Raw genomic sequence first — 22,551 nt, forward strand, 5'->3', positions numbered from 1 at the left:
GACGGAATTCCGGCGACAATTTGTCGTCCGGAGTTTCGCGTGTTTACCTCAACCACTCGTTAAGGGCAACGCGCGGGGGCCGATCGGCCGCCCGCCGTGGCATTTGTGCACCGCCTTAAAGACGGCTCAAAGCCTTGAGTTCATGCAGGACAGCGGCGTCACGGGCCGAAACATCCGGGAATTCCGGATCTGAGCCGACATCGGCGGTGTAGCGCCAGGAGCGCGCGCACTTCACCAGGCCGCGGTTCTCCGCCTTCTCGATGACCACGGCGACGCCTTTGACGTCGTCGAGGGTAAAGCTGCCCGCCGGCGCCTTGCCGTGCACGATAACCAGATCGCTGGTGATCGCCATCTCGGCCATATCGACATCAGCGATCCCCGCTTCGAGCGCGGCATCGTCGAGGGTGACGACCGGCACCGCTTCCAGCGAAGAGCCGATGACCTTCTGCGCGCGGGCGATCTCCAACGCGCCGGTGACGACACGGCGGACCTGCCGCACCTTGCGCCACTTCTCCGCCAGCGCCTCGTCCTTCCAGTCCGCCGGGATTTTCGGGAACTGGTCGAGATGCACCGAGACGGCATCCGGGTGACGGTCGAGCCAAGCCTCTTCCATAGTGAAGGGCAGCATCGGCGCCAGCCATTTTACCAGGCAGTCGAAGAGATGGCGCACCACCTGCACGGAAGCCTTGCGCTTCACGCTGGAAGGCGCTTCGCAGTAAAGCGCGTCCTTGCGGATGTCGAAATAGAAGGCCGACAGCTCGACCACCATGAAGTCGAGCAGCGCGCGGGTGATGCGCTTGAATTCGAACGCGTCGTAGCCCGAGCGTACGACTTCATCGAGTTCGGCGAGCCGGTGCAGCATCAGCCGCTCCAGCTCCGGCATCTTGTCCAGCGGCACCTCCTCGCCGTCGTCATGGGCGAGTGTGCCCAGCATCCAGCGGATGGTGTTGCGCAGCTTGCGGTAGGCGTCGATATTGGTCTGCAGCACGTTCTTGCCGAGCCGCTGGTCTTCCCAATAATCGGTCGTTACCACCCACAGCCGCAAGATGTCGGCGCCGGACTGCTTGATGACGTCCTGCGGCACGACGGTGTTGCCGAGCGACTTCGACATCTTCCGCCCCTCCTCATCCATGGTGAAGCCATGGGTGACGACGGTGTCATAGGGCGCCCTGCCCCTGGTGCCGCAGCTTTCGAGCAGCGAGGAGTGGAACCAGCCGCGATGCTGATCGGAGCCTTCGAGATAGACGTCGGCCGGCCATTTCAGGTCGGGCCGGTCCTCAAGCGTGAAGGCATGCGTCGAGCCTGAATCGAACCAGACATCGAGGATGTCCATGACCTGCTGCCATTTCGAGGCATCGTGATTGCCGAGGAACCGCTCCTTGGCGCCGGCGGCGAACCAGGCGTCGGCGCCTTCTTTCTCGAAGGCGTCCATGATGCGCCGATTGACTGCCTCGTCGCGCAGCACATTGCCGTCGGCATCGGCAAAGACGGCGATCGGCACGCCCCAGGCGCGCTGGCGCGACAGCACCCAGTCGGGGCGCTCCTCGATCATGGCGCGGATGCGGTTCTGGCCGGCGGCGGGCACGAAGCGGGTATCGTCGATGGCTTTCAGCGCGCGGCTGCGCAGCGTCGTGCCGTCGCCAAGCTCCTTGTCCATATAGACGAACCATTGGGGCGTGTTGCGGAAGATGATCGGCTTCTTCGAGCGCCAGGAATGCGGATAGGAGTGCTTCAGGCGGCCGCGCGCGAATAGCGCGTTGCGCTTGATCAGCTCGTCGATGACAGCCTGGTTGGCGTTGCCCTTCTTGCCATTGTCGTCGATGACGCGCGCCGCTCCACCCTCGCGGTGCGGGCCGAAGCCCGGCGCGTCCTTGGTGAAGAAGCCGGCATCGTCGACCGTGAAGGGGATCGCAGTGTCGATGCCGCGCTGGCGAAGATCCGAGGCGGCATCCATCCAGGCGTCGAAGTCTTCGCGGCCGTGTCCCGGCGCGGTGTGGACGAAACCGGTGCCGGCATCGTCGGTGACATGATCGCCGGCGAGCATGGGCACGGGAAAATCGTAGCCGCCACCCAGACTTTTGAGGGGATGCGAAAGTGTAAGATTTTCAAGCTCTTCGGCGCCAACGTTGCGAAGCCGATTCAGGGTGACCTTGGCCTTCGCGGCAGCGTCGTCTGCAAGTTTCTCGGCAAAGATCAGCTTTTCGCCGGGCTGGGGACCAAAGGCGTTCTCGGCCGCCGTAACCTCGTAGAGACCATAGTTGATGCGCGGCGAGTAGTTGACGGCGCGGTTGCCGGGGATTGTCCACGGCGTCGTCGTCCAGATGACGACGCTGGCATCAAGCAGATCGAGCGACGTCTGCGTCAGCTTGGGATCCAAGGCTGGCTGCCCATCCTCGATGTTGATGACCTGGCGAGCGAGGCTGACGACCGGAAACTTCGCCCAGATCGTGTCCGACTCATAGTCCTGGTATTCGACCTCCGCCTCGGCCAGCGCGGTGCGCTCGACGACGCTCCACATCACCGGCTTGGAGCCGCGATAGAGCTGGCCGGACATGGCGAATTTCAGCAGCTCGCCGGCGATGCGCGCCTCGGCGTGGAAAGCCATCGTCGTATAGGGATTGTCGAAGTCGCCGACGACGCCGAGGCGCTGGAATTCGGAACCCTGCACCTTGATCCAGTGCGCCGCAAACTCACGGCATTCCTGCCGGAACTCGTTAACCGGCACCTCGTCCTTGTTCTTGCCCTTGGCGCGGTACTGCTCTTCGATCTTCCATTCAATCGGCAGGCCGTGGCAATCCCAACCGGGTACATAGTTCGAGTCATAGCCGCGCATCTGAAACGAGCGGGTGATGACGTCCTTGAGGATCTTGTTCAGCGCATGGCCGATATGGATGTTGCCATTCGCATAGGGCGGGCCGTCGTGCAGTACGTACTTTTCGCGGCCGGCAGCGTCTTCGCGCAACTTGCGGTAAAGGTCCATATCCTGCCAGCGCTTGACCAGCAGTGGTTCCTTTTCCGGCAACCCGGCGCGCATCGGGAAATCCGTCTGCGGCAGGTAGAGCGTTTTGGAATAGTCGATCGTCTCGGCGGTCTCGGTATCAGTCATTCGTCTGCCATATGCGTTGCCCGGCGGTGAAAGAGCCCGGGCGTTGAACTATCATGATCTGGAAAAAGCGCGAGAGGCCGCGCGCAAGATTCCCGGCGGCTCCGGCGGCGGTCAAGCCGCCCGGAACACCGGGCCTGTAATTCGTATCGCAGTCGCGAGAAGGCGCGAAAAGCTCGTCATGGCTGGGCTTTTAACCGAGACAGGCGATATTGAAAAGCCCGAACTCTGATGCTTCCTTGCGTTAGGTGCCAATTGCGCATACATTTGTAGGCAAATGGCCTGCAGTACCAAGGAAACAATTCATGTCGGTCGCAGCAAGGGCAATTCGCGCAACACACGACTTTTCCGTCCCTACAGACAAGATCGATCATCTGCGCAGTCTGGGTTTCAGTAGCGAAGAACTCTATCGTATCGTTGCCCCCCGCCGCACGCTGGCGCGTCGCAAGGAACATGCCGAGCCGCTTTCGCCAGCTGAATCCGACCGCGCCCTGCGCCTTGAACGCATCGCCGAGCAGGCGGATCGGGTATTCGGTAGCCATGAGAAAGCCCAGCGTTGGCTGAGAAGCGAGATCATAGCATTGGATGGTGCAAGGCCGATCGATCTCCTTGAGACAGAGACCGGCGCCCACGTCGTTTCCGACGAGCTTATCCGTATCGACTTTGGCATGCTTGCCTGACGATGCGCATCTGGCGCATCTCCAATTTCGCGGATCTCTCGGGTCGTGGCGGAACGCTCGTTGATGGAAGATGGAACAGGCGCGGGATGCCCATCGTCTATTGCACCGACCACCCTTCGACGGCACTGCTGGAGATACTGGTGCATGCGACGCGCGAAACCGTTCCGGAAACCTACCAGCTTATCGAAATCGACGTTCCGGACGGAATAGAAATGACCGAACCGGTTATCCATGACGGCTGGGACAAGGACATGGAATCGACACGGCGACAGGGCACGGACTTTCTCTCGGCCAATCGTTACGCGCTCATGAAAATCCCTTCGATCATAATGCGCAAGGCAAACAACTATCTGCTCAACCCGACCCATGACGATGCGTCACGCATTACGATTGCGGGCCTATACCATTATCCGTTCGACAGCCGTTTGATCAAATGAGCCGACGCCCGCCCGCTCACATCGAGAAATCGAAGCGATAGGTCGTCGACACGCCGATCGTGAACTGGTTGCGATCGCCGCGCTCCTTGACCAGGCTGGAATCGCCGGCCGGGCCCATCAGGCGGGAATATTCGCCGAACAGACTGGCCGTCATCGGTTCGGTCACCTTCCAGGTCACCGCGCCGCCCAGGCCCGCCGACTTCACCCCGCCACCGGGATGATATTCGCTGAGCCCCGAGGCCAGGGACTCCTCGGCATCAACGCCGTAATAGGCGTCGAAATAGTCCGATGAGGCGAACGAAACGCGCGGCCCGCCCGAAATCCTGACATCGGGGGTCACATCGTAAAAGGCGTCGGCGGCGATGTCGGCGACAAAGCCGTTATGGGCGCGAATGCCATGCCGCAATTCGGCGCGGGCACGCAGCCAATCCAAAGGATAGAATTCGAAGAAGCCGCCAGCCTCGCCGCCCCAGCGCACCGGGTCGAGACCCTTCAACTCGTCGGCATCACCACCGTCGCGGGAAAACAGGAACTTGCCTGTCAGGCCGGCGCGGACGCCGCCATCGTCGATCAATGCCAACGAGATATTGTCGTTGCGCGAGGTGAAGCGCGCCGCGGGACCAGCCTTGCCGAGCGAGATGATCGGCGAGGCGCTGAGCAGGTACCGTTTGCCGCCTTCGAAATTCGGGGCAACCATGCCGGTGGCGCCGACCGTCAGGTACCAGTCTCCGGACATCCAGCCGAAGGTGCCCTCGCCTGCCTTGGCAACGCCGCAGGTGCCGAGCATGAATGCGGCCAAGACCGTCGGGACAGACCGCATCGTTACTCCATACGTCGAACGCGTTGACGAACACTATCAGCCTTCATCCAAGCCATGGCGCCAGTTCGGTAAAATTTGACTTAATGTCCGTAACCTTGGCAGCGTTGGCCGGGCTGTTTTCCGCATTGCAGCGAATTGTACTGGCGCACCAAGATTCCAGATCAAGACGTTTGGAATGCGCCAGCAGCTGCTTCGGCAGGGGTTATAAATATTCGCGGGCAAACATGCCCGCGCTGTGAAGAGCGCGCCGACCGGCACCCAGCCCCGCATTCCAAACCGGCCAAGCGTGAATCATATGCGGCCAAATTTCGAGACGTACTTTGACGTCAGCCGCGCCAGCGGCTTCCGCGAGCCGAGTTGCGTCCGACAACAGCGTCTCGGCCGAACCGACTTGTATAAGCATTGGGGGAAATCCGCTCAGATCGGCAAACAAAGGCGAGATCAGCGGATCGCGCCGACCAACGCCATTGGGAACATAGGCGGTTGCCAGTTCCCCCAAATACGCCCGGTGGATGATAGGGTCGATTGCGTCCTTGGTTGATAGTGTCGCGCCGGACATCGAAAGGTCCGTCCAGGGCGAACACAGCCAAAGACATCGCGGCAACCGCTCGCCTGCCGTGCGCAATATACTGACCAGGCACAGGGTGAGGTTGCCACCCGCACTGTCTCCCCCAACCACGGTGCGATCCGGCGCAATGCCTTGCCGCCTCAGAAAGCGCCATGCGGTGAGTGCGTCTTCATGTTGCGCAGGGAAAGGATGTTCCGGCGCGCGTCGATAGTCGATCGCGAGGGTGCGCATTCCCATTGCCCGACCTGCCTCGGTCACCATTCGACGATGACTTTTAAGAGAGCCGGAGCAGTAGCCGCCACCGTGGAAAAAGAGCAGAATCTTATCCCTGTCACTGCCAGGCGCCAGGGACCACTCTCCCTCGAGGCCATCGAAAACCACATGCTCGCATCGGATGTCCTCCGCGACCGGCCAGACCGAACCGACTTCGTCGAGCCGTGCCCGGCGTTCGTCCCAGCGGACCGTTCGTGGTTTTGACGTCAACAGGCTGCGGACGGCATTGATCTCCACCAGATCGCGGTGTTCGTCCATATCGCTCATTTTGCTTCCCCAGCCTCATCAAGCGTAGAAAACGATATACAGCAGCAGCCGCACGTCATCGATAAAGGGCCAACGCCAGCGCTGGGAATTTTTCGTTACACTTGCGCCATGGCGAATACACGGGACGACGGGTCGCCCGTAAACTCGCTTGTCATCTTTTTAGCGCTGGCCCACCCCTGCACACGATCGAATATTCCATCTGGTATTTGGCCGCTTCGGATAGAAAGCGAAGGTCTGGCAAGCGGATCGCTCGGGAGTGTGGCGCTCACACCCTGCTCGCTGGACGGGCAAGGCGATCGGCGCTACCTTTCGGAACAAAGAAGCTAGGCAACCTTGACGGAGAAGGGCAATGACCGTGCACAGCGATGCCATGAAAGACGCCATTGGCCAGACGCGGGCGAAGTGGGGATGGTTCGTCGCGCTCGGGGTGCTGCTGCTCATCTTCGGCGGCATTGCTTTCGGCAATCTGTTCATCGCAACCGTCGCCTCGGTTTATGTCGTCGGCTGGCTGATGCTGATGGCCGGCGTCATCGAGATCATTCATGCGTTCGGCGTGAAGACATGGGGCCGCTTCTTCTATTGGCTGCTCAGCGGCCTTCTCTACGCCGTCGCCGGGTTCTTCGCCTTCTACAATCCACTGCTGGCCTCGGCGGTGCTGACATTCCTCCTGGCGGTCGCGCTGCTTGCCTCAGGCGTGCTCCGGGCCTGGGTCGGCTACAGCCACCGGCCGCAGCCGGGCTGGGGCTGGGTGGTCACGGCCGGCGTCGTCAGCGCGCTGGCGGGACTGGTCATCGCCATGGGCTGGCCGGTCAACAGCGTGTGGGTGCTCGGCCTGTTCCTGGCCGTCGACCTGATTTTCCAAGGCTGGACCTTCATTGCCGTCGGCCTGGCGCTGAAGAGATAAATTGTGATCGACCTGGCGGATTGCAGGATGCCGACAGGTAATGCTCGTCGTTCATTTCTATCGCATACCTTCGAGATTGGCTGAAATCTCCAGCTTCGTCATCCCAGGGCGAAGCAGGAGCGAAGCGACGCGGACGACGACGGCGCGGGTTGTCAAAACGCGATCGCTCGGTCCAGCCCGGAAAGCGGCCTGACGCCGGCGAGCAGTGCCTTCGCCTCGGCCTCGTCGCGCTTCATCTGGGCGACCAGCGCGTCAAGCCCGTCGAACTTCACCTCCGAGCGCAGGTAGCCGAAGAAGGACACGGCACAAATCTCGCCATAGAGGTCGCCGGAAAAGTCGAAGACGAAGGTCTCCAGCAATGGCGCGCCATTGTCGTCGACCGTCGGCCGGCGGCCGAAGCTGGCGACGCCATCATGAAGGGAACCGTCGGCGCGGCGGAAGCGGACGGCATAAACCCCTTCCTTGAGGGTGGCTTCCGGCGAAAGCCTCATGTTTGCGGTCGGAAAGGCGAGTGTCCGGCCGAGCTGCTGGCCGCCGATCACCTCCGCCTCGACGGTGAAACGGTAGCCGAGCAAGCCGGCGGCCTCGGCCACATTGCCCTCGCACAGCAGCGTGCGTATGCGGCTCGACGACACCACCTCGGCGCTTTCGTCGCGAAACGCATCGACCAGCGTGACGCCGAAGCCGTGGCGCTCGCCGGCAGCCATCAGATAGGCCGGACCGCCCTGGCGGTCCTTGCCGAAATGGAAATCGAAGCCGGTGACGGCGTGGCTTATGCCGAGGTTGCGCTCGAGCACGCCGGTGACGAAAGCCTCCGCCGACAAGGAGGCGAACTCGCGTGTGAACGGCTGCTCGACCAGCGCCGCAAAGCCCAGATGCGACAACAGCCGCGCCTTCATCGGCGGCGGCGTCAGCACGAACAGCGGCATGTCCGGCCTGAAAACCTTTCGCGGATGCGGTACGAAGGTCAGCACCAGGGCGGGTACGCCGCGATGCTCCGCTTCGGCGCGCGCGCGTTCGAGCACCGCCTGGTGGCCGCGGTGGACGCCGTCGAAATTGCCGATAGCCACTACGCCGCCGCGCAGATGGGCGGGCAGCGGTGCGGTTGCGGAAATGCGTTCGAACATTGCCGTCATGGCTTGAACCTATTGCAGTCTGGGAATCACCGCGACCGGCCTGTAGCCGTATTTTTCCAGAAAGGCCGCAAGCCTGGCCGGATCCGGCTGCAGCGTCTCACCGTAATCGCGGGCATGGATGCCGCCCGATACGTAGAGCACGTCGAAGCCATTGTCGGCCGCGCCCTTGATGTCGGTCATCATGCCGTCGCCGATGGCCAGAACTTGCGAACGCTCGACCGGGCGGCCGAGAATGACGGCGACCTCCTTCATGGCGACGTCATAGACCGGCGCGTACGGCTTGCCGGCGATCAGCGTGCGTCCGCCAAGCTGTGCGTATTCGCGGGCCAAAGCGCCTGCGCACCAGATCATGCGTTCGCCGCGCTCGACGACGATGTCGGGATTGGCGCAGATGAAGGGCAGGTTCCTGGCACGCAGCCGCCGCAGAAGATCGGCATAATCTTCCGGCTTCTCCACCTCGTCGTCGAACAGGCCGGTGCAGACCACGCCGGATGCTTCGAACTCCTCGACGATCTCGACGTCGAGGCCCTCATAGAGCGTGAAATCCCGATCGGCGCCTATATGGAAGATCTTTCGCGGCCCTTCGGCGATCAGATCGCGGGTAACGTCGCCGGACGTTACGACACGGTCGTAGGCAGCGGGAGGAACGCCGATGGCGTTCATCTGTGCCACCACGTCGGCGCTGCGGCGCGGCGAATTGGTGATCAGGACGACAGGTATTCTCGCCGCGCGAGCAGCGATCAGCGCGGCAGCCGCCGCCGGGAAATGCCATTCGCCATTATGCACGACGCCCCAGACGTCGCACAGTATGGCTGAATAGGCTCCCGACAAGTCTGCGAGCGAACCGATGATGTCGGGCGAATCCGCCATGCCGTTGTCCCTGTACCATGATGCTTGCAAGCGCCGCGACCGACGGTCCGTAGCGGCCGGCCCGGATTAACCGAAGCGCTTCGCCCTGTCACCAGCTTTCATTGTGTCCGCAAGATTGTCGTCCGGGAACTAAGGCAGGCGGCCCGGCGCGCTGGCGCAAAGGCTCCTGCCCTCATGCCCTTGCGGATGATGGAAGCATGTGGTGAGTGTACCCATCCGGAGATGCGCTCTTGCCTGAACCCGCCAACCACCTTGCCTTCGCGCTGGTCTGCCTCGGCATGGTGCTGACGCCCGGCCCGAACATGATCTATCTGATCTCGCGCTCGCTGTCGCAGGGGCCGAAGGCCGGGCTGATCTCGCTGGGCGGCGTGGCGCTCGGTTTCTTGTTCTATGTGCTGTCGGCGGCGTTCGGCATCACCGCGCTGCTGCTCGCCGTACCCTTTGCCTATGATGTGCTGCGCCTTGCCGGCGCGCTCTATTTGCTGTGGCTCGCCTGGCAAGCGGTGAAGCCCGGCGGGCGCTCGCCCTTCCATATCCGCGAACTGCCGAAAGACAGGCCGCGCAAGCTGTTCGCGATGGGCCTGATGACCAACCTGCTCAACCCGAAGGTGGCAGTGCTCTATCTGTCGCTGCTGCCGCAATTCATCAGCCCCGGCAAGGGCCACGTGCTGTCGCAGCTTCTAGTGCTCGGTGCCACGCAGGTCGCGATCAGCCTGACCGTCAATGCCATCATCGCGGTGACGGCCGGCTCGATCGCGGTTTTCCTCGCCGGGCGGCCCTTATGGATGGTGATCCAGCGCTGGATGATGGGTACGGTGCTGACCGCGCTGGCCGTCAAGATGGCAACCGACGCGCAACGCTGATCGGTCCTACATTGGCCGCCTGACCTGCTCCGCCCGCTCCGGTTCGACCACCCTGCGATAAAGATGCCAGGTCGCGTGGCCAAGGATGGGCATGACGACGGCAAGCCCGGCAAATAGCGGGATCGAGCCGATGACCAGGAGCACGGCGACCATCAGGCCCCACAGCGCCATCTGTAGCGGGTTTGTCAGGACGGCGCGCGCCGACGTCTCGACTGCCGAGACCGCGCCGACATCGCGGTCGAGCAGCAGCGGAAAGGCGACGACGGTCGTCGCCAGCACGATCGCGGCGAAGACGAACCCGGCCAGGTTGCCGAGCAGGATCAGCGTCCAGCCCTTGCTGGTCGTCAGCACCTCGCGAATAAAGCCGGCAATAGAGGCCGGAGGCTGATTGCCGTACAGGCTGGTGTAGATCGACTGCGCGGTGAACAGCCAGAGCAGGAACAGTACCAGCAGCATGATGCCGATGACCGCAATCGCGGGGAGCGCCGGCGAGTGGCGCACGTCGAGCGCATGCCACCAGGATGTATCCATGCCGAACTCGCGCCGGCGGCTGATTTCGTAAAGGCCGATAGCCGCGAACGGACCGACCAAAGCGAAGCCGGACATCAGCGGATAGATCAGCTGGATGGCGTTCGAGCCCGAGGTCCACTGCGTCAGGATCAGGCCGACCACCGGATAGATCAGGCACAGGAACACATAATGCGACGGCTTGGCCCAGAAATCCTCGACGCCGAGACGGAGCGCATCAATCAGATCCTCGGTGCTGATGCGGCGCACCGTGGGCTGTACATGCATTCCACGTGCATCAGCCATGACATGAAAGCCGGCCATAACCTTTCTCCCGTGTGTCGGGGCGGTCACCGCCAGGATGGCCGCCCGCAGCTGCCACTTCAAGAACGTCGACATGATAGCCGATCTGGGCGTGCTTGTCGCCAGCGCCCGGCGCCGGGGCGCCGGGCGCTGAGCGAACAGTTACGCCGCGAAGCGATCGATCACCTCGGCCAGCGGCAAGTGACCGAAGCAAGCGCCTGACCCGGCGGGCTTTTCGCCAGCCTCGACAGCGAGCGCGTATTGCACGGCCGGATCGGCTTCGATGCGGCGGCGTAGCGCCGCCAGCTTTGGGTAAGCGGCGCCGTCGACCGCCTGGTGGAACTCCGCCCAGCGCGCCACGCCGATCAACGTGGTGTCGGCAAGCGTCAGCCGCTCGCCGATCAGGAAATCCGTGTCGAGGATCATCGCCTCAAGCTGGTTATGGCGGTTGGTAACGACCTTGCGGCCGAAATCACGTAAAGTCGCCAGCAGCACCGGTTCGGCCGACTCCATTTCATATGCCGCCCAGAGCGGGGTGAAGGCGGCGGTGAAGCCGGTGTTTATGAAGGCGACCAGCTGGTGCATCCGGTCGGCCTCCGGCGAGCGAGGATCGAAGCTGATACGGCGTTGCGTATCGCGGGCTTCGAGCCAGGCGGCAATCGCCATAGTCTCGGTGAGCACCCTGCCCTCGTGCGTGATCAACACCGGCGTTTCCTGACGGCCGTTGATGCTGGCATAGGCGTCGTTCTTCATCTCAGTGAGCATGTCGACACGACACAGGCGATAGGGTTGTCCGAGGCGTTCAAAAGCAGCGACAAGCCCCATCGAACTTCCCAGCGGGAAGCCGTAAAGGAGAATAGGTTCCATTTCTTTGTCTCTTCCATGTTAGGGGTCACGCTGCGCAGCGAAACTTGACCCTAAACGCTGGTCGCCCCATGTAAATTAGGCACTATTCTGTAACCAGGTCCCCGCCATGAAAGATGTCGTCTCACGCTGCCCGATCGAGGAGACCATGCGTGTGCTCAGCGGTCGTTGGCCCACCTTGCTGCTCTATTATCTCAAGGATGGTACCAAGCGCTTCAGCGATTTGAGGCGTGACAACCCGGCAGTGTCGCACCGCATCCTGGCGCTGGAACTGCGCAAGCTGGAGGAAGCCGGGATCGTGCGGCGAACGGCGCATGCCGGCTATCCACTACGTGTGGATTACGACCTCACGGAGCCCGGCCTCAAGCTTGTGCCGCTTATCGACGCCCTGGGCGACTGGTGGGAACATACCGAAGACGATCGGGACGGCCGGGTTTCATCGACGCCGGAAACCAAACTCGTGGCGGCGGAATAGCCGACCGGCGATCACCGCATCGCAAAGACTGCCGGCGAGAGCCCAGCGCGCGCCAAGCCGTTCATACATTAGATCCCGCAAGACCAAGCGACCGGCTTATGGGGCGCGCCATTGTGGCCGACCAAACCGGGCAAGGCGCGGGCCATCCAGCACCAACTCCTGTAGCATGGCTCGCCAATCCCGGTCACTGACCCGCCGTTCGATCTCATTGCCCGATCAGATCGGCTGACCATGCTGGATGGCTGTTGCTTTCGATTTAGACGTGGATGAAGAGCCTACTTATGCTCTTGAAGTTTCTCCTGAGACTTTACCGTTTGATCGTCTCCAAGTTCCATATTGTGCATCGTTGCAATCAACCATTCTTCGTGATCCCGCGTCGCCACTACGCTGATTAATCCGCGCCGACGCGGCCATTCGTTTCCCATCGGATCGAGTGCGCCAGTCATGGACCACCGCAGGTCGAGCGTGGCAACATCCGGGCGAACAAGCCTGTTCCGCACGCTTTCCGCGGATAGGTGGCTGTGCTTGAACATCTTCTCAAAAATTGGGGCATGGAACTGCTCGATCCTGTCACGTCCAGTCGCCTGCATACCGAAGACGTTCGTAAATTCGGCATCTGCCGCGAATACGGCGGCAAAGGCGCGAGCATCGTGACGATTCCAAGCGTCGATCAGCCTGTACGCGACACTTTCCACCCCTTCGGTTCGGACGTTGCCAGTAGCCATGCTGACCTCTTGCCATATAGTTCGGTTGCCATACTATATGGGCACCATATAAGTTTGGAAAGATGGATAATCAGCCATACACGCAGTCTCTGCTTCTCTATGCTTATCAATCGTCGGCGAGCGCTTTGGTCCAGGTTCTCCGGGAGAGCGGCCATTCGGCAATCAAGCCCAAACACGGCGCTGTATTCGCCAACATCGACGCGGAAGGAACCCGACCCAGCGTCCTCGCAGAGCGAGCGGGCATTGGCAAAGCATCGATGGGTGAGTTGATCGATGAACTGGAGCGCCTCGGTTATGTTCGGCGCTCGCGTGATCCGAACGACCGACGGGCCAAATTAATCGTTGCAACCGACGCGGCGCTTGCGGTGATCCGGACCGTCCACGATTTCAATCAGCGTCTCGAAGACCAATACCGGAGGCTGCTTGGTGCTCAGGCGTACGAATCGCTCCGGTCGTCACTGCAAGCGATATCCCCCAGAGAAAATTTGCAACCGAGGATACCTCGCCAGCGCTCGTGAAGCCGCAAAGATGGGGCAAAAGAAGCTGTCTGTCCGTGAATGCCTGACTGGTGTCGAGCCGGAAACCATCATCACGCATTTTCACCGCCCTGCCCGGCAAAAGCCATGATCGCGCTTATGTCAGGCGGGCATGACCGTTACGAAAATCGAAAATTATGGGGCCCAACCATGCCTAAGTAGGCGCGTGCTGCTCAGAGCTGCCGGCCTTGGCGCCCTTGCCGGGCTCGTCGCCTGCGCCACCGTGCTGCCCACCGGCGAAGGCGCCGGTGTCTCTGCCTCCGCCGCTGGCACGCTGGCCGGCATCCGCGCTTCGGCGGGTCTCGGGCCGCTTGTCCCCGATGCCCGGCTCGAGCAGGCGGCACTGCAGCAGGCCGGCTATATGGCGCGCGGCCGCCGAATGAACCACACCACCGGCTGGGGCAAGGACTTTGCCTCGCGCGTCAAAGACAATGGCATTGCCGGCGCTGCCGCCGAAAACATCGCCGAAGGCCGCTTCGACCAGCAGAAGCTGTTCGATATCTGGGTGCATTCGCCAGGCCACCGCCGCAACATGCTCGACCCGCGCTTCACCCGCTTCGGTCTCGCCTATGTGCGCGACGGCCGCGACAGCACGCTTCGCTACTGGTGCCTTGTGCTCGGCAGATAACTTCCGCCATTTGGTCGGCGGAAGCCTGCTGGCGACCGATCCGTCAGTCTTTGCGGCCGCCGCCGAGCAATTCCTCGATGTCCTGCGCGCAAACCGGCCTGCTGAAATGATAGCCCTGCATTTCGTCGCAATTGTTCCTGCGCAGGAAAGCAACCTGATCATCTGTCTCAACGCCCTCGGCGATGACCCTCAGGTTGAGATTTTGCCCCAATGAAATCACCGCGCTGGCCACAGCCTGATCGTTCTCATCGGCGGCGAGATCCTTGATGAAGGACTTGTCGATCTTCAGCCGCGCCACGGGAAAGGTCTTGAGTGCGCTGAGGCTGGAATAGCCGGTGCCGAAATCATCGATCGAGATCTGGACACCCAGGCCTTGCAGGGCGTTCATGGTGGCGACCGCCAGCTCGATATCCTGCATGATCAGGCTCTCGGTCACCTCCAGCTCGAGATACCTGGCCTCCAGGCCGCTGTCCTTCAGCGCGCTGACGATCCGATCGATCAGGTTGCGCTCCCTGAATTGCCGCGCCGACACATTCACGCAAACGGTCAAGGGCGGCAGTCCCGCGTCTTGCCAGGCTTTGTTCTGCCGGCACGCCTCACGCAGAACCCAGTCGCCGATCGGTACGATCAGACCTGTCTCCTCGGCGGTCGGTATGAACATCGTCGGCATTACCGTGCCAAGCGTTGGATGGTTCCAGCGTATCAGCGCCTCGACCGCAAAAACCCGACCTGACCGAAGGTCCACTTGCGGCTGGTAGAGCAGCGTGAATTCCGAACGGGCCAAGGCGTTTCGCAACTCTTCCTGAAGCACGAATTTTTCATGCGCCCTGGTGTTGAACTCCGGAGCGTAAAACTGGAAATTGTCGCGGCCGAACTCCTTGGCGCGATACATGGCCGCATCGGCATTTGCCAGCAGCGTATCGGGATCCGTTCCATCCTTGGGATAGTTGGCAATGCCGATGCTGGCCGTCGCCCGCACCAGATGTGCTCCGAGCCGAACCGGCTCGGCGAGTGCAGCCCTGAGCTTTTGCAACGTCTCGGAAACGAGATCAACGTTCGCCGGCTGGTCGAACAGCACGATGACGAATTCGTCACCGCCAAGCCGCACGACGGTATCGGTCGCCCTTACGCAGTCGACCATGCGACTAGCGACGGTCTTCAGAAGCTCGTCGCCGGCATTATGGCCGAGCGTGTCGTTAACGAATTTGAAATTGTCCAGATCGATGAACACCACCGTCACCCAGCGATCGTATCGCTGGGCGTACAAGACCGCCTGTGAAAGCCGATCCTCCAACAAGGCGCGATTGGGAAGCCCGGTCAGCACGTCATGGTTGGCCATGAAGTGGATCCGGTCTTCGGCCTGTTTGCGTTCGATGGCGATCCCGGCGATGCGCGTGGTGAAATCGATGAGGCGAGTCTCGGCCTCTGTCGGTTCGCGCACCGTCATCGAATACATCGCAAAGAATCCAAGCACGGCGCCCTGATGCGACAGGATCGGGGTCGACCAGCATGAACGCAAACCGTGCGGCCGCGCGAGTTCGCGATAATCCTCCCAAAGCGGATCGTGCATGATGTCAGCGACGATCACCGGCTCGCGCCGATAGACTGCGGTTCCGCAAGACCCTGCTCTGGGGCCGACCGCGGCGCCGTCGACGGCGTCGGTGTAGTCTCTCGCCAGGCTGGGCGCGGCGGCGTGACGCAAGTGGCTGCCATCCTTGTCGAGCAGCAAGACCGAACCGAATATCCCCGCCAGTTGGGATTCGACCAGACGCATGAGCCGCTCGAGCACATCTTCGAGGGGAGCGCTCTTTGCGATCATCTCGAGGATATGCGCCTGCCCGTCGCGCAGGATTTCGGCCCGCTTGCGCGCAGTGATGTCGCGGGCAATGCCGACGAGGCCGAAAATGTTGTTTTGAACGTTGCGCAACGGCAGTTTCGTCGACAGGAACCATTTGCCGGTGCCTGACGCATCGATGACGAACTCCTCCTCGTCGATCATCGGCTGTCCGTCGCGCATCAGTTGCTGCTCGATGAAGCGAAACTTCTGCGCAAGTTCCGGCGCATGAAGGTCGAAGTCGCTCAGACCGATCATCTCGCTCGTGCTGTCCCGACCGCTATCGGACGCAATGGCTCGGTTCGCGACGACGAAGCGGCTTTCGGTGTCCTTCACCCACATGTAGTCAGGCACCAGGTCGATCAGCGTCTGCAAGGAGATACGCTCGTCAACGACCAAGCGATTGGCGCTGAGCTCGCTGATGTCCTCGTGCGTGGCCACCCAGCCGCCGTCAGGCATCGGTTGATGGCAGACCTGAATTGTCCGGCCATCGGCGAGCTCGGCTGTCCAGTTCCCCGAAGCCGTGCCCGAATTGACTGCCCGGGCCAACCCCAGATAGGCGTCCGCATTCATTGCCGAGGTCCCGACAGCGACGCGCCGCTCGACGATTTCGCGCAGCGCCACACCCGGCTGCAATTGCTCCGGTGCAAGGCGATAGATTTCCGCGTAGCGTCGGTTGCACAGGATCAGCCGTTCATCGGCGTCAAAGAAACAGATGCCTTGCGAGATGTTCTCTATCGCGGTCTGGAACCGCAGTGCCTGGTCCTGAAGCGCCGCAATCGTGGCGCGAAGTTCGCGCTCGAGGACTTCGTACGAGGTAGTCGCCAGTTTTGCCAGCGTCGTCAGATTGGCGGACTCGGGCGCTGCGGCGGTTTGCCTGGATGATTTCGTGGCCAAACACAATTCCTCCCGCTGATGCTTGAGGCAAGCAATGGAGGCTCGCCTTCAACCCAAAAGCAGTGCATATTGGTCCGGATATACTAATGGCAGGTGAACCTGGCTCAACGCGACGCGACCGGCACAGCCAACGGAAACCTCGAGCCGGTCGCGGTTGCCGTAAGCCCTGAGGCTTAGTCCATATGCGCGGCAGGCGCCCCACCGGCGGGCGGCGCGGCCTTTGGCTTGCGCAGCAGGAAAACAAACGGAATGGCAAGCAGCGTCATCATCATCAGCAGCTTGAAGTCATTGACGTAGGAGATCATCATCGCCTGGACATTGACCATGCGATCCATCAGCGACAGCGCCGTCGGATCGCCGCCCGCCGCTGCCGGCGATGCCGCCCAGAGGTTGGGGTTGAACGGATTGATGTAGGCCGAAAGCTCGGCATGGTTGATCTGCGTGTTGCGTACCAGCAAAACCGTCACCACCGACACGCCGATCGACGAGCCAAGGTTGCGCACCAGGCTGAACAACGCCGTGGCATCGGTGCGGAAGCGTGCGTCGAGCGTGGCGAAGGCTACAGTCGACAGCGGCACGAACACCATGCCCATTCCCAGGCCCTGGATGACGCCGGAACTGAGGATCAGCCAGTCGTCCATCTGCGGCGAGAAGCTGGACATCGTGTAGAGCGACTGCGCGGTTAGCAGGAAGCCGATGACGACGAGGATCCTGGCATCGATCCTGTGCATGATCCGCCCGACGAACAGCATCGCGATCATCGTGCCGACACCACGCGGCCCCAGGACAATGCCGATGGTGAGGGTCGGATAGCCGAAGATGGTCGACAGCATTGGCGGCAGCAGCGACATGCTCGCCAAGATGAGCACGCCCATGACAAAGATGAACGCCAGCCCGGTGACGAAATTGCGATCGAGGAAGATCTTCGGGTCGATAAAGGGGTGCTCCGCCGTCAATGTGTGAATGGTGAACACCCAGAAGCCGGTGATGGAAAGACCGAGCTCGATCCATATCTCGATCGAGGAAAACCAGTCGACCTCGCCGCCGCGATCGAGCATCAGCTGCAGCGCGCCGACACCGAGCGAGAGCATGGTGAAGCCGAAGAAATCGAAGCTGCGCACCCGCCGGGCAACGCTGGGAAGATACGCCGCCATGCCGAGGAAGGCGATGATGCCGACCGGCAGGTTGATGAAGAACACCCAGCGCCAGTTGAAGTTCTCGGTCAGCCAGCCACCCAGCGTCGGGCCAAGGATCGGTCCCAGCATGATGCCGGCGCCCCAGATGGCCATGGCTTGGCCGTGGCGTTCCCTAGGGTTGATGTCGAGCAGGAAGGTCTGCGACAGCGGCACGATGGCAGCGCCGAACACACCTTGCATGAGCCGGAACAAAACGATGGTCTCCAGGCTCCAGGCGATGCCGCACAGCATGGAGAAGACGGTGAAGCCGACCACGGCCGTCAGGAACAGCTCCTTGCGACCGAAGCGGTCGGCAAGCCAGCCGGTCACCGGCGTCATGATCGCCGCGGCAACGATGTAGGAGGTCAGCACCCAGTTGATGTTGTCGGGGGAGGCGCCGAGATCGCCGGTCATGGTCGGCAGCGCAACGTTGGCGATCGTCGTGTCGAGCGCCTGCATGATCGTCGCAAGCATGAGCGCGACTGTAATCAGGCCGCGGTGCGGTACTTCGCGAAAGGGTTCTGGGCTGCTCATGACGTAAAACTTCCAGCAGGTAACAAAAACGTGTACATTGGGTTTCCGGACGGCGAGGCCCTCGCTGTAGAGAGACCCTCATCGCGGTGGGACGCGAGCATCGATGTGGGGGTTACATCAACTGAGCGTCTCGACAAGCGGGCGCCTGCCGCCCGGAAACCTGAGGACCGAAGACCCTGCGCGGAGTTGTTTGCTCAGGCAGGCTACAGCGCAGCCCGTTTACGCATTCAACTTTTCCTGCGCCTCCTTCGGACCAATCCTGCATCCATTTCGCCGTTTGCTATGCGGCCGCTGTTCGGCCTCCTTACTTGGCCTCGCCCGCCGTGGCGCCGCGGAAAATGCTCGGCAGCCCGCGGGAAACGCCGGTGTCCACCGTGACCGTAGCGCTCATGCCGGTGCGCAGCGCCGCCTTGGCGTCGGCATCGGCCAATTCCAGGCGGACCGGAATGCGCTGTGTGACCTTGACCCAGTTGCCGGTGGCGTTCTGCGCAGGCAGCAGCGAGAACTCGGCCCCGGTGCCGGCGCCGATCGCCTTGACGGTGGCTTCGAAGGTCTTGCCCGGATAGGTATCGACCACGATATCGGCCTTCTGGCCTGGCTTCATGTTGGTGAGCTGGGTTTCCTTGAAATTGGCGTCGACCCAGGTGTCGCCGGTCTCGACCAGCGAAAACAGCGGCGTGCCCGAACCGACATACTGGCCGACCTTGAACGAAGCGGCCTGGCTGATGATGCCGTCGGCAGGCGCCTTGACCTTGGTCTGGACCAGATCGTAGGCCGCCTTGTCGCGTGCGGCGAGCGCCGCCATTACTGTCGGATGCTTGTCAGTTTCGATGTCGGGATTGCCGCCAAGTGCCGCCTTGGCGCTGACGATCCCCTGCTGGGCTACGGCCAGCTGCTGCTTGGCCTTGTCGAGGTCGTTCTTGGCTTCGTCCAGCGACGACTTGGCGTTGATGCCCTTCTGGGCAAGGTCGGCGGCGCGGTCATATTGGGACTGCGCGTACTGGACCTGGCTTTCGTCGGACTTCTCCTGCGCCAGCGCCTGGCTGTAGGCCGCACGCAGCTGCTCGACATTGAGCCGCGCACCGGCAACCGCCGCGTCGGCCTGGGCCAACGCGATCCGGTAGGGCTCGGGATCGATGGCGAACAACACGTCGCCCTGCTTGACAGACTGGTTGTCGAAAATGTCGACCTGAACGATGCGGCCCGCCGTATCGGCGGCTATCGAAACCTTGGCCTGCTGCAGATTGGCGTTCTCGGTCTCCTGATAGCGGCCGCCGGTCACCCAGACATAGCTGCCGCCGGCGATCAACGCAGCGGGCAGCACAAACATCAAAAGGAAGCGGCCGGCACGGCGCTTCGGCGCCACCGGCGCCGGAGCTACCTGCGGAGCGACCGTTACCGGAGCTGCCGCCGGCTTCGCGGGAGCTTCCATCTCCAGCTTGGCCGCATTCTCATCTAGTTTGGCTACCGCGTTCATGCTGCTGCGCCTTCCGTATTCTTCGTTTTTTCCGAGGGCGGCGTCTCACCATCTGCAAGATTCTGCACCATTGTTTCCAGCGCCTTGACCAGGACGCGGCGATCTTCCGGCGAAACGCCGACGAGCGATTCCTCATAGACCTCGCCGGCAAGGCTCTTGACGTGGGCGTAGGCCGCGTTCGCCTTGGCGGTCGGGAAAATCATGCGCACTCGCCTGTCGGTTGCGTCGGGACGGCGCTCGATCCAGCCGCCCTCCTCCATTCGATCGACAAGACGCGAGACGCTGATCGGCTCGATTTCGAGAAGCTCGGCAAGCCGCGCCTGCGCGACACCCGCCTCCTTGGCGACACGTACCAGAAGCCGCCATTGCGCCGAAGAAAGGCCGAAACCACTGGCGCGCGCCTCGAACCGCTTGCGCATCAGGCGCTGCACGTCGTGGATCAAAAAGCCCAATCTGTCGATGCCGTCGGAAACCATGAGCGACATATATAATAAGCGTGCTCATAATTCAAGGAGCCCGATTGTGCCAGAAGCCGGTAAGTGTGCATGGCAATCGGTGCAGGGCGATCGTGGTTAGCAATTTATTACGCCGGGCGTTTGTGACGAGCATGCGGAAGATCGGCGTTCAGATGCTTAGACTATCGATCTCACCCAGGCGGAAAAGGCTTCGATATGCGCTTGTCGGGGGTGATTGGCTACGCCAGCAAGGTAAAAGCCATAGCCTGGCAGAGAGAGATCATGTGCCTTGACCAGCCTGCCAGCCTCGAGTTCGCCACTGACGACCACATCGCTGCAGATAGCGATGCCTTGGCCTGCCGCTACCGCGTCAATCGCGTGCAGCTCTTCGCGGAAACTCAAGTCCCATGCCCGGTTGGCATTCGGGATGCTGGGATCGATCGAGCGTGCGATTGCCAGCCATCGCTGCCAGGTCGGCGCTTCCGGGTCGCGGTTCGTCCAATTGAAATGGATGAGCGGGTATTGCAGCAGATCGGCGGCGCGCTCGATCTGTCGGTCGCCTCCTGCGAACAGATCCGGGCTGCATACCGGAAAGAATGCGTCCCGAAAAATTTCCTGCGCGGGAACGTCCCGCGGCATCCTGCGCGCATAGCCGTTCTGGCGGCCTACGGCGAGAATTATCCGAGGCTGGCCGCGCTAAAAAACAAGTATGACCCCACCAATCTCTGTCGCTTGAACCAAAACATTAAGCCTGCGACCTGAGCGACCGCCGCAGGCCGATGCTCGAAATTCTGCGGCGCTGCTATAACTCCAAATTCCAGTTCTGGCCGACCAGATCCTTGCCGAAGGAATGGTGGCGCTCCTCGTCGGTCAGCTTGAACCCGGCCGCCTCGTAGATGCGGCGCGCCGAGGTGAGCACGTCGTTGGTCCACAGCGTCAGTGTCCTGTAACCCTTCGTTCGAGCAAAGCCGATGCATTCCTCGACCAGCCGCCTGCCGATGCCGAGACCGCGCGCCGAAGGCTCGACATAGAGCAGGCGCAACTTCGCCACCTCGTCCGACTGGTGCATGACGAAGACCGAGCCGACGACCTCCCCTTCCCGCTCGGCGATCCAGCTGCGTTCCCATTTCGGATCGAAGGATTTGACGAAGGCACCGAGGATTTCGGCGACCAGCGCTTCATAGGTTTCGTCCCAGCCATATTCCTGCGCGTAGAGCAGGCCCTGGCGATGGATGATCCAGCCGATGTCGCCGACTTGCAGAGACCGCAGCATATAGGGAATTTTGGGCTCGGCACTTCCGCCCAGCAGACGCTGCACCGTCTGCATGGCCCTGACCAGCCTGTCCTGTTCGGCAGCCGAAAGCCGTTCGAGCAAAGCCGCGACCTGTTCGTGCGAACCCTGGTTCAGCGGCGCGAAGGCCTGCCGCCCGGCCTTGGTCAGCGCGATCGACGAGCGCCGCGCATCCGCCTCGATCGTGGCCCGCTCGACCAGATCACGCTCCTCGAACTTCTTCAGCAGCCGGCTGAGATAACCGGCATCGAGGCCGAGATCGCGCCCAAGGTCGGTGGCGGTCAGCCCGTCGCGATGCGCCAGCTCATAGAGCACCCGCGCTTCGGTCAGCGAGAAGGTGCTTTTCAGCAGCCCTTCGTCGAGCAGCCCGATCTGGCGGGTGTAGAAGCGGTTGAAGGCCCGCACCGCGTCGATCCGCTCCTTGCCTGGGTGATGATGAATGGTCATGGCATCCTCCTGCCCGGCAAGATCAGCCATTTAGTTGACTTAGTCAAGTATCCGTTTGAAGCAATCGTCCTGAGGATGCTCACCAGGCGTCTTGACTCGCGCGAGCTGCCAGCCTATTTCAGCGCCACGTTAGCACTCCCCCAAGATGAGTGCTAACCACATGTCCGGCGCCGCCGGACGGAGGAACTGTTCTCACCATTCTCATCGAGGAATAAAAAATGGCAAAGTCGAAGTTCCGCCCGCTTCATGACCGCGTGGTCGTTCGTCGGGTCGAATCCGAATCCAAGACCGCGGGCGGGATCATCATCCCCGATACGGCTAAGGAAAAGCCGCAGGAAGGCGAGATCATCGCCGTCGGTTCCGGCGCCCGCGACGAAGCCGGCAAGCTCGTCCCGCTGGACGTCAAGGCCGGCGACCGCATCCTGTTCGGCAAGTGGTCGGGCACCGAAGTCAAGCTCAATGGCGAAGACCTTCTGATCATG

At 61.9% G+C, this 22,551-nt stretch carries 24 protein-coding genes; 10 read left to right on the forward strand and 14 right to left on the reverse strand.

What is annotated here, in order from left to right:
- Window positions 1-115: 115 nt before the first annotated feature.
- On the reverse strand, window positions 116-3,106 hold the full coding sequence (ileS, locus tag NKH17_RS24365; protein ID WP_352972505.1) for an isoleucine--tRNA ligase: 2,991 nt from the start codon (window positions 3,104-3,106) through the stop codon (window positions 116-118).
- Window positions 3,107-3,149: 43 nt separating this feature from the next.
- Between ileS and NKH17_RS24370 the strand changes: the two genes are divergently transcribed.
- The 3 genes from NKH17_RS24370 (at window position 3,150) to NKH17_RS24380 (ending at window position 4,220) form a co-directional block, all read left to right on the forward strand.
- On the forward strand, window positions 3,150-3,335 hold the full coding sequence (locus NKH17_RS24370; RefSeq protein WP_352649682.1) for a hypothetical protein: 186 nt from the start codon (window positions 3,150-3,152) through the stop codon (window positions 3,333-3,335).
- Between the two features lie 73 nt (window positions 3,336-3,408).
- Window positions 3,409-3,783 carry an Xre family toxin-antitoxin system antitoxin gene (locus tag NKH17_RS24375; protein WP_352649683.1) on the forward strand — a complete coding sequence of 125 codons (375 nt, stop codon included), beginning with the start codon at window positions 3,409-3,411 and terminating at the stop codon, window positions 3,781-3,783.
- Window positions 3,784-3,785: 2 nt separating this feature from the next.
- A complete protein-coding gene (locus NKH17_RS24380; protein ID WP_254817429.1) occupies window positions 3,786-4,220 on the forward strand; it encodes an RES family NAD+ phosphorylase in 435 nt (144 codons plus the stop codon).
- A gap of 16 nt (window positions 4,221-4,236) precedes the next feature.
- Here NKH17_RS24380 and NKH17_RS24385 read toward each other — a convergent pair whose 3' ends face one another.
- Complete coding sequence (locus NKH17_RS24385) at window positions 4,237-5,040, reverse strand: MipA/OmpV family protein (protein ID WP_352901995.1); 804 nt, start codon at window positions 5,038-5,040, stop codon at window positions 4,237-4,239.
- Window positions 5,041-5,242: 202 nt separating this feature from the next.
- Window positions 5,243-6,148 (reverse strand): alpha/beta hydrolase, encoded by a 906-nt coding sequence (locus NKH17_RS24390; RefSeq protein ID WP_352901998.1) that lies wholly within the window; start codon window positions 6,146-6,148, stop codon window positions 5,243-5,245.
- Window positions 6,149-6,497: 349 nt separating this feature from the next.
- On the opposite strand from NKH17_RS24390, the gene NKH17_RS24395 reads away from it, so the two are divergent.
- Window positions 6,498-7,052, forward strand: coding sequence for an HdeD family acid-resistance protein (locus tag NKH17_RS24395; protein ID WP_352902001.1), 555 nt, complete (start codon window positions 6,498-6,500; stop codon window positions 7,050-7,052).
- A 152-nt stretch (window positions 7,053-7,204) separates the two neighbouring features.
- Here NKH17_RS24395 and NKH17_RS24400 read toward each other — a convergent pair whose 3' ends face one another.
- Together NKH17_RS24400 and NKH17_RS24405 are read right to left on the reverse strand one after the other, a co-directional pair.
- Entirely contained in the window at window positions 7,205-8,188 is a 984-nt protein-coding gene (locus tag NKH17_RS24400) for a bifunctional riboflavin kinase/FAD synthetase (protein ID WP_352902003.1), read from the reverse strand.
- Between the two features lie 9 nt (window positions 8,189-8,197).
- Entirely contained in the window at window positions 8,198-9,058 is an 861-nt protein-coding gene (locus NKH17_RS24405) for a TIGR01459 family HAD-type hydrolase (RefSeq protein ID WP_352902005.1), read from the reverse strand.
- 230 nt (window positions 9,059-9,288) lie between these two features.
- On the opposite strand from NKH17_RS24405, the gene NKH17_RS24410 reads away from it, so the two are divergent.
- The gene (locus NKH17_RS24410; protein WP_352479901.1) at window positions 9,289-9,921 is read left to right on the forward strand and encodes a LysE family translocator; all 633 of its coding nucleotides are present in this window, start codon (window positions 9,289-9,291) and stop codon (window positions 9,919-9,921) included.
- Between the two features lie 6 nt (window positions 9,922-9,927).
- Here the strand turns inward: NKH17_RS24410 and NKH17_RS24415 are convergent, their stop codons facing one another.
- Both NKH17_RS24415 and NKH17_RS24420 read right to left on the reverse strand, forming a co-directional pair.
- On the reverse strand, window positions 9,928-10,752 hold the full coding sequence (locus tag NKH17_RS24415; RefSeq protein WP_352479900.1) for a DUF2189 domain-containing protein: 825 nt from the start codon (window positions 10,750-10,752) through the stop codon (window positions 9,928-9,930).
- A gap of 141 nt (window positions 10,753-10,893) precedes the next feature.
- Complete coding sequence (locus NKH17_RS24420; RefSeq protein ID WP_352479899.1) at window positions 10,894-11,598, reverse strand: glutathione S-transferase family protein; 705 nt, start codon at window positions 11,596-11,598, stop codon at window positions 10,894-10,896.
- A 106-nt stretch (window positions 11,599-11,704) separates the two neighbouring features.
- Here NKH17_RS24420 and NKH17_RS24425 point away from each other — a divergent pair, with 106 nt between their 5' ends.
- Complete coding sequence (locus NKH17_RS24425; protein WP_352479898.1) at window positions 11,705-12,070, forward strand: winged helix-turn-helix transcriptional regulator; 366 nt, start codon at window positions 11,705-11,707, stop codon at window positions 12,068-12,070.
- A 275-nt stretch (window positions 12,071-12,345) separates the two neighbouring features.
- Here the strand turns inward: NKH17_RS24425 and NKH17_RS24430 are convergent, their stop codons facing one another.
- Entirely contained in the window at window positions 12,346-12,795 is a 450-nt protein-coding gene (locus tag NKH17_RS24430; RefSeq protein ID WP_352972512.1) for an SgcJ/EcaC family oxidoreductase, read from the reverse strand.
- Between the two features lie 62 nt (window positions 12,796-12,857).
- Between NKH17_RS24430 and NKH17_RS24435 the strand changes: the two genes are divergently transcribed.
- Together NKH17_RS24435 and NKH17_RS24440 are read left to right on the forward strand one after the other, a co-directional pair.
- Window positions 12,858-13,313 carry a MarR family winged helix-turn-helix transcriptional regulator gene (locus NKH17_RS24435; RefSeq protein ID WP_352479896.1) on the forward strand — a complete coding sequence of 152 codons (456 nt, stop codon included), beginning with the start codon at window positions 12,858-12,860 and terminating at the stop codon, window positions 13,311-13,313.
- Window positions 13,314-13,443: 130 nt separating this feature from the next.
- A complete protein-coding gene (locus NKH17_RS24440) occupies window positions 13,444-13,959 on the forward strand; it encodes a CAP domain-containing protein (RefSeq protein ID WP_352902010.1) in 516 nt (171 codons plus the stop codon).
- A gap of 43 nt (window positions 13,960-14,002) precedes the next feature.
- On the opposite strand, the gene NKH17_RS24445 is transcribed toward NKH17_RS24440, so the two are convergent.
- From NKH17_RS24445 to NKH17_RS24465, 5 genes are all read right to left on the reverse strand, one after another.
- A complete protein-coding gene (locus NKH17_RS24445) occupies window positions 14,003-16,690 on the reverse strand; it encodes an EAL domain-containing protein (RefSeq protein WP_352902013.1) in 2,688 nt (895 codons plus the stop codon).
- 173 nt (window positions 16,691-16,863) lie between these two features.
- Window positions 16,864-18,399, reverse strand: a complete 1,536-nt coding sequence (locus NKH17_RS24450; protein ID WP_352479893.1) for a DHA2 family efflux MFS transporter permease subunit — start codon at window positions 18,397-18,399, stop codon at window positions 16,864-16,866.
- A 304-nt stretch (window positions 18,400-18,703) separates the two neighbouring features.
- Window positions 18,704-19,876: an HlyD family secretion protein gene (locus NKH17_RS24455; RefSeq protein WP_352479892.1), complete on the reverse strand. Its 1,173-nt coding sequence runs from the start codon at window positions 19,874-19,876 to the stop codon at window positions 18,704-18,706.
- A complete protein-coding gene (locus NKH17_RS24460) occupies window positions 19,873-20,352 on the reverse strand; it encodes a MarR family winged helix-turn-helix transcriptional regulator (protein ID WP_352479968.1) in 480 nt (159 codons plus the stop codon). The genes NKH17_RS24455 and NKH17_RS24460 overlap by 4 nt, the downstream gene beginning before the upstream one ends.
- Before the next feature lie 156 nt (window positions 20,353-20,508).
- The gene (locus tag NKH17_RS24465) at window positions 20,509-20,970 is read right to left on the reverse strand and encodes a LysR substrate-binding domain-containing protein (RefSeq protein ID WP_352479891.1); all 462 of its coding nucleotides are present in this window, start codon (window positions 20,968-20,970) and stop codon (window positions 20,509-20,511) included.
- Here NKH17_RS24465 and NKH17_RS24470 point away from each other — a divergent pair.
- The gene (locus tag NKH17_RS24470) at window positions 20,854-21,093 is read left to right on the forward strand and encodes a BBE domain-containing protein (protein ID WP_352479890.1); all 240 of its coding nucleotides are present in this window, start codon (window positions 20,854-20,856) and stop codon (window positions 21,091-21,093) included. The two genes, NKH17_RS24465 and NKH17_RS24470, sit on opposite strands and share 117 nt — an antisense overlap.
- A 40-nt stretch (window positions 21,094-21,133) precedes the next feature.
- Here NKH17_RS24470 and NKH17_RS24475 read toward each other — a convergent pair whose 3' ends face one another.
- On the reverse strand, window positions 21,134-22,069 hold the full coding sequence (locus NKH17_RS24475) for a bifunctional helix-turn-helix transcriptional regulator/GNAT family N-acetyltransferase (RefSeq protein WP_352479889.1): 936 nt from the start codon (window positions 22,067-22,069) through the stop codon (window positions 21,134-21,136).
- A 218-nt stretch (window positions 22,070-22,287) separates the two neighbouring features.
- On the opposite strand from NKH17_RS24475, the gene NKH17_RS24480 reads away from it, so the two are divergent.
- Window positions 22,288-22,551, forward strand: a 264-nt coding sequence (locus tag NKH17_RS24480) for a co-chaperone GroES (RefSeq protein WP_352972519.1), incomplete at its 3' end; no start/stop codon positions are given.

Origin of the sequence: Mesorhizobium sp. M1334 (genome assembly GCF_040317995.1) — a bacterium.
Classification (GTDB): domain Bacteria; phylum Pseudomonadota; class Alphaproteobacteria; order Rhizobiales; family Rhizobiaceae; genus Mesorhizobium.

Bases quoted from the DNA above. Each gene is read 5' to 3' on its own strand.
- NKH17_RS24405 (WP_352902005.1), bottom strand. From the start codon at position 9,058: ATGGCGGATTCGCCCGACATCATCGGTTCGCTCGCAGACTTGTCGGGA.
- ileS (WP_352972505.1), bottom strand. From the start codon at position 3,106: ATGACTGATACCGAGACCGCCGAGACGATCGACTATTCCAAAACGCTC.
- NKH17_RS24430 (WP_352972512.1), bottom strand. From the start codon at position 12,795: ATGGCTACTGGCAACGTCCGAACCGAAGGGGTGGAAAGTGTCGCGTAC.
- NKH17_RS24390 (WP_352901998.1), bottom strand. From the start codon at position 6,148: ATGAGCGATATGGACGAACACCGCGATCTGGTGGAGATCAATGCCGTC.
- NKH17_RS24440 (WP_352902010.1), top strand. From the start codon at position 13,444: ATGACCGTTACGAAAATCGAAAATTATGGGGCCCAACCATGCCTAAGT.
- NKH17_RS24375 (WP_352649683.1), top strand. From the start codon at position 3,409: ATGTCGGTCGCAGCAAGGGCAATTCGCGCAACACACGACTTTTCCGTC.
- NKH17_RS24475 (WP_352479889.1), bottom strand. From the start codon at position 22,069: ATGACCATTCATCATCACCCAGGCAAGGAGCGGATCGACGCGGTGCGG.
- NKH17_RS24380 (WP_254817429.1), top strand. From the start codon at position 3,786: ATGCGCATCTGGCGCATCTCCAATTTCGCGGATCTCTCGGGTCGTGGC.
- NKH17_RS24460 (WP_352479968.1), bottom strand. From the start codon at position 20,352: ATGGTTTCCGACGGCATCGACAGATTGGGCTTTTTGATCCACGACGTG.
- NKH17_RS24450 (WP_352479893.1), bottom strand. From the start codon at position 18,399: ATGAGCAGCCCAGAACCCTTTCGCGAAGTACCGCACCGCGGCCTGATT.
- NKH17_RS24425 (WP_352479898.1), top strand. From the start codon at position 11,705: ATGAAAGATGTCGTCTCACGCTGCCCGATCGAGGAGACCATGCGTGTG.
- NKH17_RS24465 (WP_352479891.1), bottom strand. From the start codon at position 20,970: ATGCCGCGGGACGTTCCCGCGCAGGAAATTTTTCGGGACGCATTCTTT.
- NKH17_RS24400 (WP_352902003.1), bottom strand. From the start codon at position 8,188: ATGACGGCAATGTTCGAACGCATTTCCGCAACCGCACCGCTGCCCGCC.
- NKH17_RS24395 (WP_352902001.1), top strand. From the start codon at position 6,498: ATGACCGTGCACAGCGATGCCATGAAAGACGCCATTGGCCAGACGCGG.
- NKH17_RS24420 (WP_352479899.1), bottom strand. From the start codon at position 11,598: ATGGAACCTATTCTCCTTTACGGCTTCCCGCTGGGAAGTTCGATGGGG.
- NKH17_RS24435 (WP_352479896.1), top strand. From the start codon at position 12,858: ATGGATAATCAGCCATACACGCAGTCTCTGCTTCTCTATGCTTATCAA.
- NKH17_RS24385 (WP_352901995.1), bottom strand. From the start codon at position 5,040: ATGCGGTCTGTCCCGACGGTCTTGGCCGCATTCATGCTCGGCACCTGC.
- NKH17_RS24455 (WP_352479892.1), bottom strand. From the start codon at position 19,876: ATGAACGCGGTAGCCAAACTAGATGAGAATGCGGCCAAGCTGGAGATG.
- NKH17_RS24415 (WP_352479900.1), bottom strand. From the start codon at position 10,752: ATGGCCGGCTTTCATGTCATGGCTGATGCACGTGGAATGCATGTACAG.